Raw genomic sequence first — 15,967 nt, forward strand, 5'->3', positions numbered from 1 at the left:
TTTAGGGGTTACGGGCAAAGCTTGTTCAAGGTTCGCGAGGTAATCTACGAAGATCAGCCACGGGGGAGGGGTTGGAGCCGGTGCCGTTCACGCCCAGTCACATGGCAGCGGTGCTCCCGCTGATGTCGTCGCCGCTGCTCCGCCGCCTGGCGAACCCGTGGGCGCTGGCGATCGGGGCGATGGTCCCCGACCTCCCGATCTTCCTGCCGTTCCTGCCCGACTACAGCGACTGGCACTCCTACTACGGCGTCGTCACCATCGACCTGGCCGCCGTCGTCATCCTGCTGGGCCTGTTCCACCTGCTCTTCCGCGAACCGCTGATCTCCCTGCTGCCGCCCGCCCTGGCGGGCCGGGCCGCGACCCTGAGCCCGCCGCGCCTTCGTGACCTGCCGTCCGTCGTGTCCGGCGCCGTGATCGGCGCCGCCTCCCACGTCCTGTGGGACTCCTTCACCCACTCCACCGGTCCCGAGGAGTGGGGTTCCTGGCTCTCGGTGTCGGTGTTCGGGGTGGTGCGGCTGTTCCGCCTGCTCCAGTACACCTCTTCGGTGATCGGCCTGGCCGTCGTCGTGTGGTGGGCCTGGCGCGGCCTCACCCGGATGTCCGCCGCGACCGTCCCCGCCCGGCTGCGGATCCACTCGGCGCTACGGCGGGTGGTCCTCGTGCTGTGTACGGTCGGCACCGTCGCGGGCGCCTTCCTCTGGCCCCTGGTCGACGAGCCCAACCCCCGTCTCGGCCTGGCGAGCGTCGTCACCAAGGTGGGCGCGGGCACCTTGGTGGGCCTCTGCCTGGTGCTCACCTGCTACGCGGTGGTCTGGCAGGTCATGCGCGTCGTGGCAGTATCTGAAGGTGCCTGACTACGTAACCGACGCCGCCGACCCACGCCTCACCGACTACACCCGGCTCAGGGACGTGGACCTGCGCAAGAGCCTGGAGGCGGAGCGCGGCCTGTTCGTGGCCGAGGGCGAGAAGGTGATCAGACGCGCGATCGCCGCCGGCTACCCGATCAGATCGGTCCTGACGACTCCCCGCTGGCTGGAGCCGCTGGCGGACGTACTCGGGGACGCGACGGTGTACGTGGTGAGCGACGAGACCATGCTGGGCGTCGCCGGGTTCCAGGTGCATCGGGGGGCACTGGCGTCGATGGAACGCCTGCCACTGCCGCCGGTGGAGGAGGTGCTGGCGGGCACGTCACGCGTGGTGGTCCTGGAGGACCTCGTGGACCACTCGAACGTGGGCGCGATCTTCAGGTGCGCGGCCGCCCTGGGGGTGGAGGGGATCGTGTTGTCGCCTCGGTGCGCCGATCCGCTGTACCGGCGGTCGGTGAAGGTGTCGATGGGGGCGGTCTTCTCCATCCCGTACGGGCGGATGGACGACTGGTACGGCGGCCTGGAGCGGATCCGTACGGCGGGTTACACCCTGCTGGCACTGACGCCCGATCAGCGGGTGACACCCATAGACAAGGTGAAGATGGGGGAGCGGGCGGCATTGCTCCTCGGCTCCGAGGGGGACGGTCTGTCGTCCCGCTGGATGCGCGAGGCGGACGAGTCGGTGTGCATCCCGATGAGCCCGGCGGCCATGGCCGCCGGAGTGGACTCCCTCAACGTGGTGGCCGCCGCCGCGATCGCCTGCCACAGTCTGACGCGCGTCGACGGAGCCTGACGGCCGTCCGGTGGTCCGTGGCCAGCGCGTTCCGAAAACATCGGTATGCCTACTGATGCACATACGGATTTGCAGGCCCGAGCGCAGCGCCTAGCGTCTGGCGGCAGCAAGGTGAAACGGCATGCTCGCCCACCCCCCTTTTCCCGGTCGGCTCCGTGGCCCAGGCGATCCCTGCGGCGCGGTGGTCGGCGTGCGCGCACGTCGTGGCGCCCGGGAAATGCCGAAAGGAGCACGACGCGTGAAACGCACCGCCTTAGCCGCCGCGGCCGTGGGACTCGCCACGGCCGCTTCGATGTCTGTCTTCGTTCCTTCCGCGCACGCCGCCCCACCCGGAGCCATCAAGGACTCCTCCAGCGCGCAGGCACGAGCGGCGGCCGACCCGGCCTCGCTCGCGGCGGCGGTCGCCGACAAGGCCGTCTCCAGCGGGCTCGACAAACTGGCCAAGGGACCTGACGAGGCGTACAGCCGCGTGTCGGTCACCCGCGGCACCAGCGACATGTTCTTCGTCGGTTACGAGCGCTCCTACAAGGGCCTGCCGGTGATCGGCGGGGACGCGGTCGTCGTCACCGACTCGGCGGGCCACGTCCGCGACACCGTCGCGGCGGCCGGACCGAGCAGCCCGGACGTGCAGACCCAGGCCAGGATCAGCGCGGAGAAGGCCACTGAGGTGGCGAAGACCCGGCTCTCGCGCGTCGACGACTCCGCCGCCCCGCGCCTGGTGGTGCTCGCTTGGGGCGACAAGCCCGCGCTGACCTGGGAGGCCGTCGTCAGCGGCCTGGTCAAGGGCCGGCCGAGCATCCAGCACGTGTTCGTGGACGCCCGTACCGGCAAGATCGCCGACTCCTACGACCAGGTACGCGAGGGCACTGGCAACGGCTACTACTACGGGCAGGTCACCATCAACACGAGCGGCTCCGGCAGCTCGTACTCGATGACCGACACGACCAGGCCCGGCATCCAGTGCGGCGGGCAGGGCGGTACCGCCTACACCGGCACCGACGACGCGTGGGGCAACGCCTCGGGCACCAACCTGGAGACGGCCTGCGTCGACGCGCTCTACTCCGTCCAGCGCGAGTGGGACATGCTGGGTGCCTGGCTCGGCCGCAACGGCATCAACGGCAGCGGCCGGGGCTTCCCCGCGCGCGTCGGCCTGGCCGACGTCAACGCCTACTGGAACGGCAGCTACACCAACTTCGGCCACAGCCAGGACAACGCCCGGCAGGCCAGCAACATCGACGTGGTGTCGCACGAGTTCGGGCACGCCATCTTCCAGACCACGCCCGGTGGCGCCGGTTCCGGTAACGAGAACGGCGGCATCAACGAGGGCACCGGTGACATCTTCGGCGCTCTGACCGAGGCCTACGCCAACAACCCCAACGACCCGCCGGACTACCTGGTCGGCGAAGAGGTGGACCTCGTCGGCGACGGGCCGATCCGCAACATGTACAACCCGAGCGCGCTCGGCGACCCGAACTGCTACTCCTCCTCGATCCCCAGCACCGAGGTGCACGCGGCGGCCGGTCCGCTGAACCACTGGTTCTACCTGCTGGCCGAGGGCAACAACCCCGGCGGCGGCAAGCCCTCCAGCCCGATCTGCTCCGGCGGCCCGTCCTCGGTGACCGGCGTCGGCGTGCAGAAGGCCGGCCAGATCTACATGGGCGCCCTGAACCGCAAGACCTCGGCCTGGCGTTACACCAACGTCCGCGCGGCCTCGGTCGCGGCCGCGATCGAGCTGTTCGGCGCCAACAGCGCCGAGTGCAACACCACCAAGGCGGCGTGGAGCGCGGTGAGCGTGGCGGCGGCGACGGGCGAGCCCGCCTGTGGCACGGCCACCAACGACTTCTCGCTCTCACTCACCCCATCGACCGGCAGCGCCCAGCCTGGGGGGTCGGTGACGTCCACGGTCAGCACCCAGACCACGTCCGGCAGTGCCCAGACGGTCAACCTGACCGCGTCCGGGCTGCCCAGTGGCGTCACCGCGAGCTTCAGCCCCTCGTCGGTCACCTCCGGCAACTCCTCCACCCTGACCTTGTCCGTCGGCTCCTCGACGGCGCAGGGCAGCTACCAGATCACCGTCACCGGTACGGGGTCGCTCACGCACACCGCGACCTTCACCCTCCAGGTCGGCACCGCGACCCGTGACTTCTCGATCTCGGCCAGCCCGGCCTCCGGCACGGTGACGGCCGGATCCGCGGCCACCACCACGATCGGCACCACCACGACGGCAGGCACCGCGCAGGCCGTGAACCTGGCCGCCAGCGGCCTCCCCACGGGCGCCTCGGCCACCTTCAACCCGGCCTCGGTGACCTCGGGCGGCTCGTCCACCCTGACGATCTCGACCGCGGCGACCACGCCCGTCGGCACGTACACCGTGACCGTGACCGGCACCGGCGTGACGGCGACGCACACCACGACCTACGCGCTCACGGTGCAGGGCACCTCGGGCGGCAGGACGTTCACCAACGGCACCGACTACACCATCAGGGACTACAGCACGATCCAGAGCCCGATCACCTCCACCGCGACGGGTTCGGCGGTCTCGCCGGTCAGGCTGTCGGTCACCATCGTCCACACCTGCGCGGAGGATCTCCACATCCGGCTCCGCGGGCCGAACGGCACGTGGTACGAGGTCGACAGTTCCGGCGGCACCAGCTGCACCTCGTACGGCACCAGGACGTACTCGGTCCCGGTGAGCCAGCAGGCGGCGGGCACCTGGGTGCTCGAAGTCACCGACGATTACTTGATTGACACCGGTTACCTGAACTCCTGGAGCATCACCGTCTGACACACGGCACCACAGCCCCGGCCGGTCATCCGGCCGGGGCTTCGCTCATGGAGGAGGACACCTCGTAGCGGGTGCGGACGCCGAGTTTCTGCAGCACCCGCGCCACGTGGGTGTCCACCGTGCGACGCGACAGGAACAGCACCACGGCGATCTCCCTGTTGGTCTGACCGAGCGCGACCAACCTGGCCACCTCGCTCTCCCTCGGCGACAGCACCCCGTTGGCCTTCCTGCCCGCGCGGGATTTCCGGCCCCCGTGTGGCCGGCTGCCCGCGCCGATCTCCCGCAGCAGATGGCGGCAGCGGGCGGCGTCGTGGGTGGCGCCGAGCGCGGTGTACCGCTCGGCCGCGCGGGCGATGATCTCCGCGGCGGCTTCCCTGTCGTCGAGTTCGAGCCGCGCGCCCGCCTCGGCTTCCGCCGCGCGTGCCGCCCCGTACGGCCGCCGCATCGCCTCGTAGGCGGCCCCTGCCCGGCCGTGGCGGCGGGCGGCCTCCTCGAACCGGCCCTCCGCGCCGGCCAGCGCTCCGTGCGCCGACTCCAGCGCCGCCTCGGCCGCCGGCGCGTCCGTGCCCTCGATGCCCGCGGCGAACTCGGCCACCAGCTCGGCGGCCTGGTCGGAGCGTCCGGCCTTGAGCAGCGCGGTGACGGCCGCCGGCACCACCTGCTCGCCCCACACCCACACGCCTTTGCGCCGGAGCCTGGTCACCGCGCTGTCGGCCTCCGCCAGCGCGGCGTCCACGGCGCCGCGGATCAGGTGCAGCTCGACCAGCCCGCCGGAGGCGGCGGCGGCCACCGGGAGGAAGGCCGAGTCCAGCTCGCGCGGACCGGCCGCCGCCAGGCGTTCCTCCGCCTCCTCCCATTCGCCCCTGGCCAGCGCCAGCATGCCGAGGACCAGCCGGGCGTCCACGGTGAGCAGCGGCGCCTCGGGCACCACCTCGACCACCGCGGCCGCCCGCTCCCGAAGGCCGTCCCAGCGCCCGGTCAGCCAGTCGAGCTTGATCGACGACACCTCCACCAGGTACGCGGGGTACAGCGCGCCGGTCTCCTCGGCGATCCGCCTGCCCTCGCCCGCGAACCGGTCGGCCGGGCCGTAGTGGCCGAGCGCGATCGCCGCGTCGCACAGGTTGGAGTAGGCGCGCGCGACCTGCCTGCGTACCGCGGCCGACGGGTCGTTCACGGGCAGCGTGCCGGCCAGCGCGAAGGCGTCGGGCGAGCCCACGAGCATGGCGAAGGTGACCTTGTTGGCGTGCACCGTGGCGGTCAGTTCGCGGTCTTCGTCGGCGACGGTGCCGAGGAGGCTCTCGGCCTGGTCCATCCACTTCTCGTGGGTGGCGATCGGCTCGGCGCCGTAGGCCGGCATCGCCAGCAGGGCCAGCCCTCTGGCGGCGATGCCGGGCCTGCCCTCCAGGTCGGGGAGCGCGGCGAGGACCTCCTGGCGTCCCTCCGCGATGGCGCCCGCCTGGTTGGCCAGCAGTACGCCCAGGTTCAGCCGGGCCTCGCCGCGGACCTCCCTGGACAGGAAGTCGTCCGACAGCAGGTGGCGGAGCATCCGCACCGCGCGCCGGTGGGAGAGCCCGATCGCCGCGAGCCGGCTGAGCTGGAGGGCCAGGGGGCCGCGGGCCTCGCGTGGCAGTTTGGGATCGGCCAGCATGCCCTCCAGCAGCTCGACCGCGAGCGGGACGTCGCCCAGGGCCGCCGCCTGGTCCGCGGCGGCGCCGCCGTGCTGCCGCCACGCCTCGTACTCGCCCGCGCACCTGGCATGGTAGGCGAGCTGTACCAGTGGCGGCGGGTCCAGCGCGGTGAGCGCCGCCATGGCCCGTCTGTGGGTGAGCTGCCGGTCGGGGCCGGGGATCGCGTCGTAGACGGCCTGCTGGGCGAGCGCGTGGCGGAACCCGTACTGGCCGTCGGGGTGCTCCAGCAGGACGCCCGCCTTGAGCACCTCGAGCAGGCCCGCCCCGGTGGGGGCGGCGGCGACGGCGGCGATCAGCCGTTCGTCGGCGGGCAGCTTGAGCACGGCGGCGGCGTGCACCGCGTGCAGCGCGGGCAGCGACAGGCCGGCGAGCTGCTCCGCCATCGCCTCGCGGAGCAGCAGCGGCACCGCGATGCGGTCGAGCGACTCCGGCTCCTCCACGCCGCCGGGGAACTGGCCGTCGCCGTCGAGCAGCGAGCGGACGACCTCCTCGATGAGGAACGGGACGCCGGCGGTCCGTTCGCGCAGTCTGGCGGCGAAGCCCTCCGTCACCTGGGAGCGGCCGAGCAGTGCGCTGGTCAGGGTCCTGACGGCCTCGACGTCCAGCGGCTTGAGGGAGATCACCAGGCTGTTGGCGCCCGGCGGATGCCGGTAGGCGTGGCCCAGCGGCAGCCCGGGCACGGGCAGGTCCTCCCGCCGGAAGGTCATCACCAGCGCCAGGCCCTCGGGCGGTTGGTGGGTGAGGAAGCGCAGCAGGTCCCGGGTGCCGTCATCGGCCCAGTGCAGGTCCTCGACCACGAGTACGGCGGGCGCCGCGGCGTCCAGCAGCGCGTGCACCGCGCGGAACAGGCGGTGCCGCTCGGCTCGCGGGTCGTCGACCGGCGGAGGTGGTGGCGACGGCGGCAGGTGCCCGGCCAGCTCGGGGAGGTAGCCGCGCAGCGCCCCGGTCACCGGGTTGAGCGCCGCGGCCTCGGGCAGGGCGGCGGCGACGTGGCGCAGCGCGTCGAGCACCGGGCCGTACGGGAACGGCTCCCTGAGCTGGTGGCAGTGGCCGAGCAGCACGGTGCGGCCGCCGTCGCGCAGGACGTCGATGGCCGCCCGCACCAGCCGGGTCTTGCCGATCCCCGCCTCGCCCTCCACCAGGGCCACAGCGGGCGGTCGGGTGATCGCGTCGAGGAGTGCTCGCAACGGTGCTTCACGTCCGACCATCGCGGGGCTGGCGACACTCGTCATCGGCGTCTCCCGGGGTCGGGTTTCGTGCCCGTGCCGAATACCGTTATCTACTACCAGTCATCTACGGTCAACCCTCGCTTTACCCTGCATATCACTCTGTAACGTTCCAAAGCGGACGGGCGCGCTCGGTGATGATCTTGTCTGCCCGGCGGACGTGCCCCCGCCAGAAGGGCTGACCGTGCGCTAACAGAAGGGCTAAAAGGAGTGTGAGCTATTTTCTCTATGTATCCCGATAAATAAATTCTGCCTGCGGTTCTTTCATTACGGGAACCGCGACGACTCGGCGGCGAGCCCAAGACGGTACGGGTCTACCCGACTCGCACGGGCTGCCCTTGAACACGCGGTCAGAGCCCGAGGTCGTCCAGTTCCTTCAGCAGCGCGGATCTGGGGTTCTGTTCGGGTGCGGCCTGAGCCGGCCGGTTACGGCTGCCACGGTCGCGGAACAGCCAACCGCCCACCACGCCGGCGAGGAAGCCGAACAGGTGAGCCTGCCACCCGATGCCCTCCTGGGGCAGCAGCCCGGTGAATGTATAGGCGAAGGACAGGGCCATGACCACGCCCACCACGATGTCGATCAGATGCCGGTCGAATATGCCGCGTACCAGGGTGTAGCCGAAATAGCCGAAGACGATGCCACTCGCGCCTACGCCGACCCCCCGTGGATCAGAGGTGAACCAGGCGCCGAGCTCGCTGACCACGATGATGAGCCCCGTCACGCTGAGGAACTTGGCGACGCCCCGGTAGGCGGACAGGAAGCCGAAGATGAACAGTGGCCCCGAGTTGGCCTCGATGTGGTCCCAACTCCAGTGCAGGAATGGTGACGACACCATGTTCGGCAGGGTTGCCGGATCCCACGCCCGCACGCCGTAGTCGTAGCTCAGCGCGTAGCCCGAGGCCCAGTTGACGATCTGCAGCAGCCAGATGACAGCGAGAAATCCGACCATCACCCAGAACGCCTTGCGGGCTTCCGCGATCATGATCTCAGCCGTACGACCTTTGGCCTCCACCCGGTTCCTCCTCGGCCGTCCGTGTCTTGCGAGCGGCACCAGTATCGGGGTAAAAGATCACGAATTCGGTATCAGCGGAGAACCAGCAATCGAGGAGCGCATGTGTACGCTGCCCGTGATTCCTGGGCGCAGCTCGACGAGTTCATGTGCGCCACCTGGATTTCCGGCGCCACGGTGGAGGAGGTCGTGCAGGCCTTCGACGCCCGGAGCGAGGACTTGACCCATCCTCGCGCGGTGACCGTCCAGGATGAGGCCGAAGACGGTTTCGCGACGGACCCCGTCGGCGTGCGCCTGCTCGTCCGCGAGATCTCGGAGTGGATAGCGGTGCTGGAGGTACGGAGCAGCCGCGGCTCCAGAGACGCGGTGCTCATCGCACTGTCCCAGGGAGGGCAGGCGCTCAACATCGTCGCTGGAGAGCGGAGCACGTACCTCACGTACGCCGTCCAGGGCCGCATCACCCATGACTTCGACGCTGACGACATCGGCGAGGACGACCCGGAGATGCGGGAGATCCGCGACTGGGCGAACGACCTCGGTGTGGAGGCCGACGAGTGGAGCGAGCACCCGAGAGGGGCCGCCTTCTCCCTGGCCGAAGCCATCACAGGGACGGAACTCGACGACTCCTGGGCCGTCGGCGAATGGATCGGCGTGCGTCTGCCGGGCAGTTCGGCTACTTCCTGACCGACGGCCGGATTACTCGCGGATTTATATCATCTGGAATGCGCGGTGAATTTTCAGCTCATCGGTAACGATGAGTAAGGTGCGTCTTGACGGAGTCCTGGGCCGAAGTTACTTTGTGCGCATGATCACGAAGAATTCATGGAAGCGTACGTTATGAAAGCGCCGTTTCGCGGCTGGCGGCATGTGCTCACGACGTTCTTACTCGTGGCGGCGACCCTGGTCATAGGCCAGGGCTCCGCGTACGCCGACTACCCCGGCAACCAGTGCGACGACGCGGCGCAGGACGACATCGTCACCGTCAGCGGCGAGACCTGGATCTGCGGCTATGACGGGGACATCGACGACTACATCTGGAAACCCGAGTTCGAGGAACTGGGACCGCCCAACTACTGGATCTTCAGCTACGGCTGGGCCACCTCCAGCACGGGCAGCTACGAGCACGGCACCCGGTCGCGGATGGAGTTCCTGCCGGACGGCGTCCACACCGGGGGTGACGACTTCTCCTACCGCAACGGCAGCCGGTGGCGCACCACCCACATCAGCGAGAACCTCCTCTACTACTGGGACGGCAGCACCTGGGTGCAGTGCGGCGGCACCGGGCAGGTGTCGGGTTCGTCCTCGTTCACGTTCGCGCCCACATGGGGCTGGGGCGGCGCCTGTGGCGAGAGCCGCTACTACGCGACGACCGCCTGGTCCTGGCAGTGGACCGGATCGGCGTGGAACGGCTCCTCGGCGTGGTCGGGCTTCGTCTGGGTGCCGTGCCGGGGCTGCCTGGCGGCGGCGGACAAGCCACCGGCGCCTACGGGACGGCCCCCGGCCGAGCCACCCCAGCCGCCTGTCGGGCCACCGGGCCGCCTGAAGCTGCGCCCGCCGACCGGCACGACCCCGCAATCACTCCACATGTGAGAACCCCCGGTCCGGGGATGGCAGCGCGTTGGTGGCGATGAGCCTCATGGACCTGGCGATCTCGTACGCGGTCGCGGGTGACGGGGACACCGTCCTGGTGCGGCGCGAGACCCAGCGCTTGATCTTCGACCACCCGCTCCAGCAGGACGGCGGCCCGCTGAACTTGGCCCGCCACCGGTGCCCCGGAAGGTACGCCGACACGGCGGTGAACCAGCGGCCATGGTGACCCTGCCATGCAGAAGGCCGCCACCCGGCGGGTGGCGGCTCCCTCTTTGGCGAAACGGGCTCTGGCCTGCTCCCTTTCCATTCGGCCGAGCCTGGGCGGCTTGATGGCCGCTCGGCTGCCACCCCCGTCGTAGACCTCGCAGACGGCCCCCTGTCCGCCGGAGCCGAGCCGTCTGCCGAGCCAGTGATCGCCTACCTGCCGACTGGTTCCTTGGGCGAATGGCGCTTGAGCCATCGAGCCCCCCGCCTTCGATGGAGGAAGCCGCCATGCGCGCCTTGGGCCGCAGGTGGGACTCAGCGTAGATCGAGGACGGACCGGGCACCTCAGGGCTCGGCCAAGGGATACCCCTAGGCCGGCTCTTCAGGACGGGCACAGGCGGTCAAGCTGGTGGCGGAGCGCCGCCAGCGCGTCGTCGGCCGAGCGCTGGCCCGCCAGCACGCCGGAGCCCAGCCCGGCCGACATGGCGAGCAGGGCGACCGCCTCCAGCCGGGGCTCGGCGACGCCGGCCTTGCCGAGCTGCCCGGCGATGAACTCCTCCATCGCGTCGGGCGCGGCCAGGAACGGGAGGGCGGCCAGTGCCGGGTCCGTCATGGCGAGCACGGCATAGGACGTGTAGATCAGATGGAACGTCCGGCTCTGCGGATCCGTCGGCAGGGCCTCCACCAGGACGGCCTCGATCACCTCGCGCGGACTGGAGCCGGTGGCCGCGAATCGCCCCTTGAGCCGGTCGGCCATCCGCGCGACCAGGTGCTCCAGGGCGAAGGCCATCAGCTGCTCCTTGGTCGTGAAGTAGTGCTGCACGAGGTGCAGCGAGACCCCGGCCTCCGCGGCGACCGCCCGCATCGTGGCCGCGTGCAGCCCGCCCGTCCCGGCCACCCGCAAGAGGGCCTCCGCGATCTCGCGCCGGCGCTGCTCACGGTCATCCTTGCGGGCCATCTCGAAACTCCCTTTTAGACCTGGTACAAACGTACCCGATACAGTTGTACCAGGATCCTGGTGTTCACGGACCGGAAGGAGCGTGCTGATGGGTAGAGCGCTGGTTCTCGGCGGTGGCGCCGTCGTCGGGGTCGCCTGGGAGGTGGGGGTGCTGGCGGGTCTCGCCGCCAAGGGCGTCGACCTGCGCGACGCCGACCTCGTGGTCGGCACGTCGGCCGGGGCGCTCGTGGGCGCCCAGTTCGCCGGCGGGGTGGACCCCGAGCACCTGTACGGCAGCCAGATCGCCCCTCCGGCGGGCGAGCCGACCCCGAAGGTGTCACCTTTCGGGGTGTTCCGCCTGCTATGGCAGCTCAGCAGGGCCAAGGACGCCAAGGACTTCGGCGCCCGGATGGGCCGTATCGCGCTGGCCGCCAGGACCGTGTCCGAAGAGGAACGCCGGTCGCAGATCGCCACGTGGCTCGGCGACGTGCGCGACTGGCCGCGGACCCGGCTGGTGATCACCGCGGTCGACGCCGAGTCGGGGGAGCCCATGGACTTCGACAGCGGTAGTGGTGTGGATATCGTCTCGGCCGTCTCGGCGAGCACCGCCGCACCGGGCCTCCGGCCGCCCGCCACCGTCGGCGGGCGGCGCTACATCGACGGCGGGATGCGTTCGGCGGCCAATGCCGACCTGGCCACGGGCTACGACCGGGTCGTGGTGATCGCGCCGATGACCCAGGGCGGCGGGCGCATCATGAAAGGCGTGAAGGAGCAGATCGCCGCGCTGGGCGAGCGGTCGCGCGTCATGCTGGTCGAGCCCGATCCGAAGACCTGGCCTTCCATCGCCGGCCGGTCGATGGGCAACCTGGTCGATCCACAGCGCCGCGCCCCGGCCGCCAGGGCCGGCCGGGAGCGGGGCATCGAGCTCGCCGCCGAGGTCGCCGCGGTGTGGGACGGCTGACCCTCAGACGCGGGTGACGGTCGTGTTCTCCTATAGGGGAGGACCACCTCGATCGCCGATGGAGGAGCGATGCCCCCAGGATCGACCGACCACGACGTGATCATCATCGGTGCGGGCTTCGCGGGCCTGTACATGCTCCATCGCCTGCGCGGCCTGGGCATGTCGGCTCGCGTTCTGGAGGCGGGCGGCGGCGTCGGCGGCACCTGGTACTGGAACCGCTACCCCGGAGCCCGCTGCGACGTCGAGAGCCTCCAGTACTCCTACTCCTTCGCCGAGGACCTCCAGCGCGAATGGACCTGGACCGAGCGGTACGCCACGCAGCCCGAGATCCTCCGCTACCTCGACCACGTCGCCGACCGCTTCGACCTGCGCCGCGACATCGAGCTGCACACCCGCGTCACGGCCGCCTCCTGGGAGGCGACCGGGGCGTGGGTGGTCGAGACCGAGGGCGGCGAACGGCTCTCGGCCCGCTACCTCGTCACCGCCGTCGGCTGCCTGTCCGCGGCCAACCTGCCCCGGCTGCCCGGTTCCTTCCGGGGGCCGACCTACCACACGGGACGGTGGCCGGCCGAGGGTGTGGACCTCGCCGGGCGGCGGGTGGCGGTCATCGGCACCGGTTCGTCGGGCATCCAGTCCATCCCGGTCATCGCGGAGAGCGCTGAGCACGTGACGGTGTTCCAGCGGACGCCCAACTTCAGCGTCCCCGCGCACAACGGGCCGCTGCGGCCGGAGGACGACCAGTGGTTCAAGACCAACCACCATAAGCTCCGTCACCAGCTCCGTACCTCACACAGCGGCCTCTTCACCAGCCCCAACCCCGACTCCGCCCTGGCGGTGACGGACGAGGAGCGGGTACGCGAGTTCGAGGCGCGCTGGGAGCGCGGCGGTCTGGCCTTCCTCGGCGCGTTCTCCGATCTGATGATGAGCGAGGAGGCGAACAGGACGGCCGCCGACTTCGTCCGCGGCAAGATCCGCGCCACCGTACGGAACCCGGAGGTGGCCGACCGGCTTCTCCCCGGCGACCACCCCTTGGGCAGCAAGCGCGTCTGCGTCGACACGGGCTACTACGCCGCCTACAACCGCCCGAACGTCACGCTCGCCGACCTCAGGACCGCACCCGTCAGGGAGCTCACACCCGGCGGCGTGCGTACGGCCGACCGCGAGCATCCGGTGGACGTGATCGTGTACGCCACGGGGTTCGACGCGATGACCGGCCCGCTGCTGGCCATTGACATCCGCGGCAAGGGCGGGCTGTCGCTGAGGGAGAAATGGCGGGCGGGGCCCAGGAGCTATCTCGGGCTGATGAGCGCCGGCTTCCCCAACCTGTTCACGATCACCGGGCCGGGCAGCCCGTCGGTGCTGAGCAACATGATCGTCTCGATCGAGCAGCATGTGGACTGGATCGCGGAGTGCCTGGATCGGCTGGACGGGCGGGCGCTCGACGCGGATCCGCTGGCTGAGGACGCGTGGGTCGAGCAGGTGAACGAGATCGCGGGGCTGACGCTGTTCCCCCGGGCGAACTCCTGGTACATGGGGGCGAACATCCCCGGGAAGCCTCGGGTCTTCATGCCGTACGTCGGCGGTGTAGGCGTATATCGGGATATATGCGCGGAGGTGGCGGCCAACGGCTACCGGGGATTCCTTCGAGACTGAGGCCGTACACGAGATCAGGGAGCGGGTGGGGCGGTCGAGCCGCGGACCACCAGCTGGTGTGCGAACAGCAACCGCCCGTCCTCGGCGAGTGGCGGAGGTGTCCCGTGTCCGGCGCCGGCCAGCAGCAGGTGGCCGACCGCCTCGCCCATCTCCTGCTGGGGCTGCCGGATCGTGGTGAGACCGGCCTCCTCGGCGGCGCTGTCGGAGAACCCGACCACCGACAGCTCGCGCGGCACGTCGAGCCCCAGGTCGGCCGCCGCGTCGAGGATGCCGAGCGCCAGCACGTCGGTGTTCGTCAGGATGGCGGTGGGCCGCGGGTCCCTGCAGAGCAGCGCGTGGCCCGCCTTCCTGCCCGCCTCCCGGGAGTTGCGGGCCAGTTCGTAGAACGGCACCTCGGCCCAGGTGACGCCCGCGTCCTCGCACGCCGCCTGGTAGCCGGACCGCCGCGCGCGCATGGCCTCGAACGCCGCACTCCGCTGCCTGGTGACGTCGGCCCAGCCGGTGTAGCCGTCGTCGTGCAGCCCGACCATGGCCACGCCGATGCGCCGGTGCCCCAGGCCGAGCACGTGGCGCGCGGCCTCCGCCCCGGCGGCGGGCTCGTCGATCCCCACGAACGGGTGGCCGCGCACGTACGGTTCGTCGACCACGACGACGGGCAGCTTCCTGCCCAGCACCTCGGCCAGCGCGGGATGCCCGTCGGGCAGCGAGACCACGCAGAACGCGTCGACCACGGCGTCGCGTACGGTCTCGGTGCGCCTGTCGCCGTGCGGCAGCGGCAGGATCAGCAGCCCCACGCCCGCGTCCTCCGCCGCGGTGGCCAGCCCCTGGAAGAAGCCGATGGCGTAGGGGTCGGCGAAGGCGTACGCGAGGGTCTCGCTGAACAGCAGCCCCAACGCCCCGGCCCGGCCCAGCCGCAGCGACCGCGCGGTCGGGTTGGGCCCGGCGTAGCCGAGCTCGTCGGCCACCTCCATGATCCGCCGCCGTAGCCCGTCGCTGAGCTGGTCGGGCCGGGAGAAGGCGTAGGAGACCGTGGCCCGGGACACGCCCAACCTGTCGGCGATCGTCTGCAGCGTGACTCTGGCCATGCGCCAACCGTATCGCTCGGTCTTGCCGGACTCCTCTTAATCGATTAAGGTCTTAATTGATTAAGGAGGGAAGTACATGGATGCCATGCAGGTCCTCGCGCATCAGACCGCGATGGGTCATGGGCACAGGTTGGCGGAGGCACTCCCGGGGGCGCCGATCAAGCGGTCACCCGACAAGACCAGGGTCCGGGTCCGGGTGGCGCACACGCTGCGCCGGACCGCCGACCGGCTCGACCCCGTCGCCTGGCCGGAAGCGGTCACGGGCCGGCGATGACCTGGCCGGTCGCCAGGTCATCGCCCAGCCGGGTCAGCTCCCGGCGATCTGCTCGCCCGCGTAGTCCAGGAGCTTCTCGGCCGTGCTGAAGCGGCGCGCGTCCTGGTCCCCGAGGAGCACGCCCACCACCTGCCGGCCGCCGCGCTCTCCCGCGAACAGCAGGCAGAATCCCGCCGCGCTCGTGTAGCCGGTCTTGACGCCCAGCACGCCGTCGGCCTGCTTGAGCAGTTTGTTGGTGTTGCGCCACGTGTGCGCGCGGTGCGATGCCGTCTTGGCCACCTTGTGCACGGTCTGCCCGACGACCGTCCTGAACGTCGAGTCGCCGAGCGCGACCTGCGCCAGCTTGGCCTGGTCGACGGCCGTGGAGTAGCCGCCCTTGGCGGGGGTGGGCAGGCCGTCGGGGTTGGTGTAGCGGGTGTCAGCCAGGTTCAGCCGCTGGGCCGCGGCGTTCATCTTGGCCACGAACGCCGCGTTGCCCGGCCCGTACGTCCTGGCCAGCGCGCTGGCGGCGTCGGCCCCCGACGGGAGCATGAGCCCGTACAGCAGGTCCCTGACCGTCAGCCGCTCGCCCTTCTTCAGGGAGGCGGTCGTGCCGTCGTTCGCGGTCGCGTGCTTGACGTCGGCCGCGGTGATCGTAATGGTGTCGCCCAGTTTCGCCTCGCGGAGGACCACGTAGGCCGTCATCACCTTGACGAGGCTGGCGACCGGCACCCGGCGCGTCTCGCGCTTGCTGAAGTGGATCGTTCCCGCCGAATCGATCACATAAGCGGACTTAGCCGCTACTACGGGTGCGTCCGCCGCCTGCGCGGCAGTCGCGGGCGACAAGACCCCGACGGCCACGGCGAGTGCGGTGGAGCCGATGAAACCCCCAATATGCATGCCTGACATGGTCGCA

14 protein-coding genes are annotated in these 15,967 nt (G+C 70.6%); 9 read left to right on the forward strand and 5 right to left on the reverse strand.

What is annotated here, in order from left to right; genetic code table 11:
* Nucleotides 1-80: 80 nt before the first annotated feature.
* From KME78_RS18820 to KME78_RS18830, 3 genes are all read left to right on the forward strand, one after another.
* The gene (locus KME78_RS18820; RefSeq protein ID WP_219530364.1) at nt 81-854 is read left to right on the forward strand and encodes a DUF4184 family protein; all 774 of its coding nucleotides are present in this window, start codon (nt 81-83) and stop codon (nt 852-854) included.
* Nucleotides 847-1,659, forward strand: coding sequence for a TrmH family RNA methyltransferase (locus KME78_RS18825; protein ID WP_219530365.1), 813 nt, complete (start codon nt 847-849; stop codon nt 1,657-1,659). Before KME78_RS18820 ends, KME78_RS18825 begins: the two co-directional genes overlap by 8 nt.
* Nucleotides 1,660-1,897: 238 nt before the next feature.
* Nucleotides 1,898-4,444, forward strand: coding sequence for a M4 family metallopeptidase (locus KME78_RS18830; protein WP_308127020.1), 2,547 nt, complete (start codon nt 1,898-1,900; stop codon nt 4,442-4,444).
* Nucleotides 4,445-4,469: 25 nt separating this feature from the next.
* Here the strand turns inward: KME78_RS18830 and KME78_RS18835 are convergent, their stop codons facing one another.
* Both KME78_RS18835 and KME78_RS18840 read right to left on the reverse strand, forming a co-directional pair.
* On the reverse strand, nt 4,470-7,364 hold the full coding sequence (locus KME78_RS18835; RefSeq protein ID WP_219530366.1) for an ATP-binding protein: 2,895 nt from the start codon (nt 7,362-7,364) through the stop codon (nt 4,470-4,472).
* Nucleotides 7,365-7,708: 344 nt separating this feature from the next.
* Nucleotides 7,709-8,371: a rhomboid family intramembrane serine protease gene (locus KME78_RS18840; RefSeq protein WP_219530367.1), complete on the reverse strand. Its 663-nt coding sequence runs from the start codon at nt 8,369-8,371 to the stop codon at nt 7,709-7,711.
* 102 nt (nt 8,372-8,473) lie between these two features.
* On the opposite strand from KME78_RS18840, the gene KME78_RS18845 reads away from it, so the two are divergent.
* The 3 genes from KME78_RS18845 to KME78_RS18855 all read left to right on the forward strand — a co-directional run bounded on the left by KME78_RS18845 (nt 8,474) and on the right by KME78_RS18855 (nt 10,184).
* Nucleotides 8,474-9,052, forward strand: coding sequence for a DUF6461 domain-containing protein (locus tag KME78_RS18845; RefSeq protein WP_219530368.1), 579 nt, complete (start codon nt 8,474-8,476; stop codon nt 9,050-9,052).
* Between the two features lie 153 nt (nt 9,053-9,205).
* The gene (locus KME78_RS18850) at nt 9,206-9,958 is read left to right on the forward strand and encodes a hypothetical protein (RefSeq protein ID WP_219530369.1); all 753 of its coding nucleotides are present in this window, start codon (nt 9,206-9,208) and stop codon (nt 9,956-9,958) included.
* Between the two features lie 37 nt (nt 9,959-9,995).
* Complete coding sequence (locus tag KME78_RS18855; protein WP_219530370.1) at nt 9,996-10,184, forward strand: hypothetical protein; 189 nt, start codon at nt 9,996-9,998, stop codon at nt 10,182-10,184.
* Between the two features lie 360 nt (nt 10,185-10,544).
* Here KME78_RS18855 and KME78_RS18860 read toward each other — a convergent pair whose 3' ends face one another.
* A complete protein-coding gene (locus KME78_RS18860) occupies nt 10,545-11,120 on the reverse strand; it encodes a TetR/AcrR family transcriptional regulator (RefSeq protein WP_219530371.1) in 576 nt (191 codons plus the stop codon).
* A gap of 88 nt (nt 11,121-11,208) precedes the next feature.
* On the opposite strand from KME78_RS18860, the gene KME78_RS18865 reads away from it, so the two are divergent.
* Nucleotides 11,209-12,060 carry a patatin-like phospholipase family protein gene (locus KME78_RS18865; protein ID WP_219530372.1) on the forward strand — a complete coding sequence of 284 codons (852 nt, stop codon included), beginning with the start codon at nt 11,209-11,211 and terminating at the stop codon, nt 12,058-12,060.
* 69 nt (nt 12,061-12,129) lie between these two features.
* A complete protein-coding gene (locus KME78_RS18870; protein ID WP_219530373.1) occupies nt 12,130-13,713 on the forward strand; it encodes a flavin-containing monooxygenase in 1,584 nt (527 codons plus the stop codon).
* 14 nt (nt 13,714-13,727) lie between these two features.
* Here KME78_RS18870 and KME78_RS18875 read toward each other — a convergent pair whose 3' ends face one another.
* A complete protein-coding gene (locus tag KME78_RS18875) occupies nt 13,728-14,798 on the reverse strand; it encodes a LacI family DNA-binding transcriptional regulator (protein ID WP_219530374.1) in 1,071 nt (356 codons plus the stop codon).
* 76 nt (nt 14,799-14,874) lie between these two features.
* On the opposite strand from KME78_RS18875, the gene KME78_RS18880 reads away from it, so the two are divergent.
* A complete protein-coding gene (locus KME78_RS18880; protein ID WP_219530375.1) occupies nt 14,875-15,072 on the forward strand; it encodes a hypothetical protein in 198 nt (65 codons plus the stop codon).
* Between the two features lie 33 nt (nt 15,073-15,105).
* On the opposite strand, the gene KME78_RS18885 is transcribed toward KME78_RS18880, so the two are convergent.
* Nucleotides 15,106-15,951, reverse strand: a complete 846-nt coding sequence (locus tag KME78_RS18885) for a D-alanyl-D-alanine carboxypeptidase family protein (RefSeq protein WP_246651310.1) — start codon at nt 15,949-15,951, stop codon at nt 15,106-15,108.
* Nucleotides 15,952-15,967: the final 16 nt, after the last annotated feature.

Origin of the sequence: Nonomuraea guangzhouensis (assembly GCF_019396345.1) — a bacterium.
GTDB classification, from domain to species: Bacteria; Actinomycetota; Actinomycetes; order Streptosporangiales; family Streptosporangiaceae; genus Nonomuraea; species Nonomuraea guangzhouensis.

Coding starts and splice junctions, on each gene's coding strand:
- KME78_RS18855 (WP_219530370.1), top strand. CDS start 9,996: ATGAGCCTCATGGACCTGGCGATCTCGTACGCGGTCGCGGGTGACGGG.
- KME78_RS18865 (WP_219530372.1), top strand. CDS start 11,209: ATGGGTAGAGCGCTGGTTCTCGGCGGTGGCGCCGTCGTCGGGGTCGCC.
- KME78_RS18835 (WP_219530366.1), bottom strand. CDS start 7,364: ATGACGAGTGTCGCCAGCCCCGCGATGGTCGGACGTGAAGCACCGTTG.
- KME78_RS18885 (WP_246651310.1), bottom strand. CDS start 15,951: ATGCATATTGGGGGTTTCATCGGCTCCACCGCACTCGCCGTGGCCGTC.
- KME78_RS18870 (WP_219530373.1), top strand. CDS start 12,130: ATGCCCCCAGGATCGACCGACCACGACGTGATCATCATCGGTGCGGGC.
- KME78_RS18860 (WP_219530371.1), bottom strand. CDS start 11,120: ATGGCCCGCAAGGATGACCGTGAGCAGCGCCGGCGCGAGATCGCGGAG.
- KME78_RS18875 (WP_219530374.1), bottom strand. CDS start 14,798: ATGGCCAGAGTCACGCTGCAGACGATCGCCGACAGGTTGGGCGTGTCC.
- KME78_RS18850 (WP_219530369.1), top strand. CDS start 9,206: ATGAAAGCGCCGTTTCGCGGCTGGCGGCATGTGCTCACGACGTTCTTA.
- KME78_RS18880 (WP_219530375.1), top strand. CDS start 14,875: ATGGATGCCATGCAGGTCCTCGCGCATCAGACCGCGATGGGTCATGGG.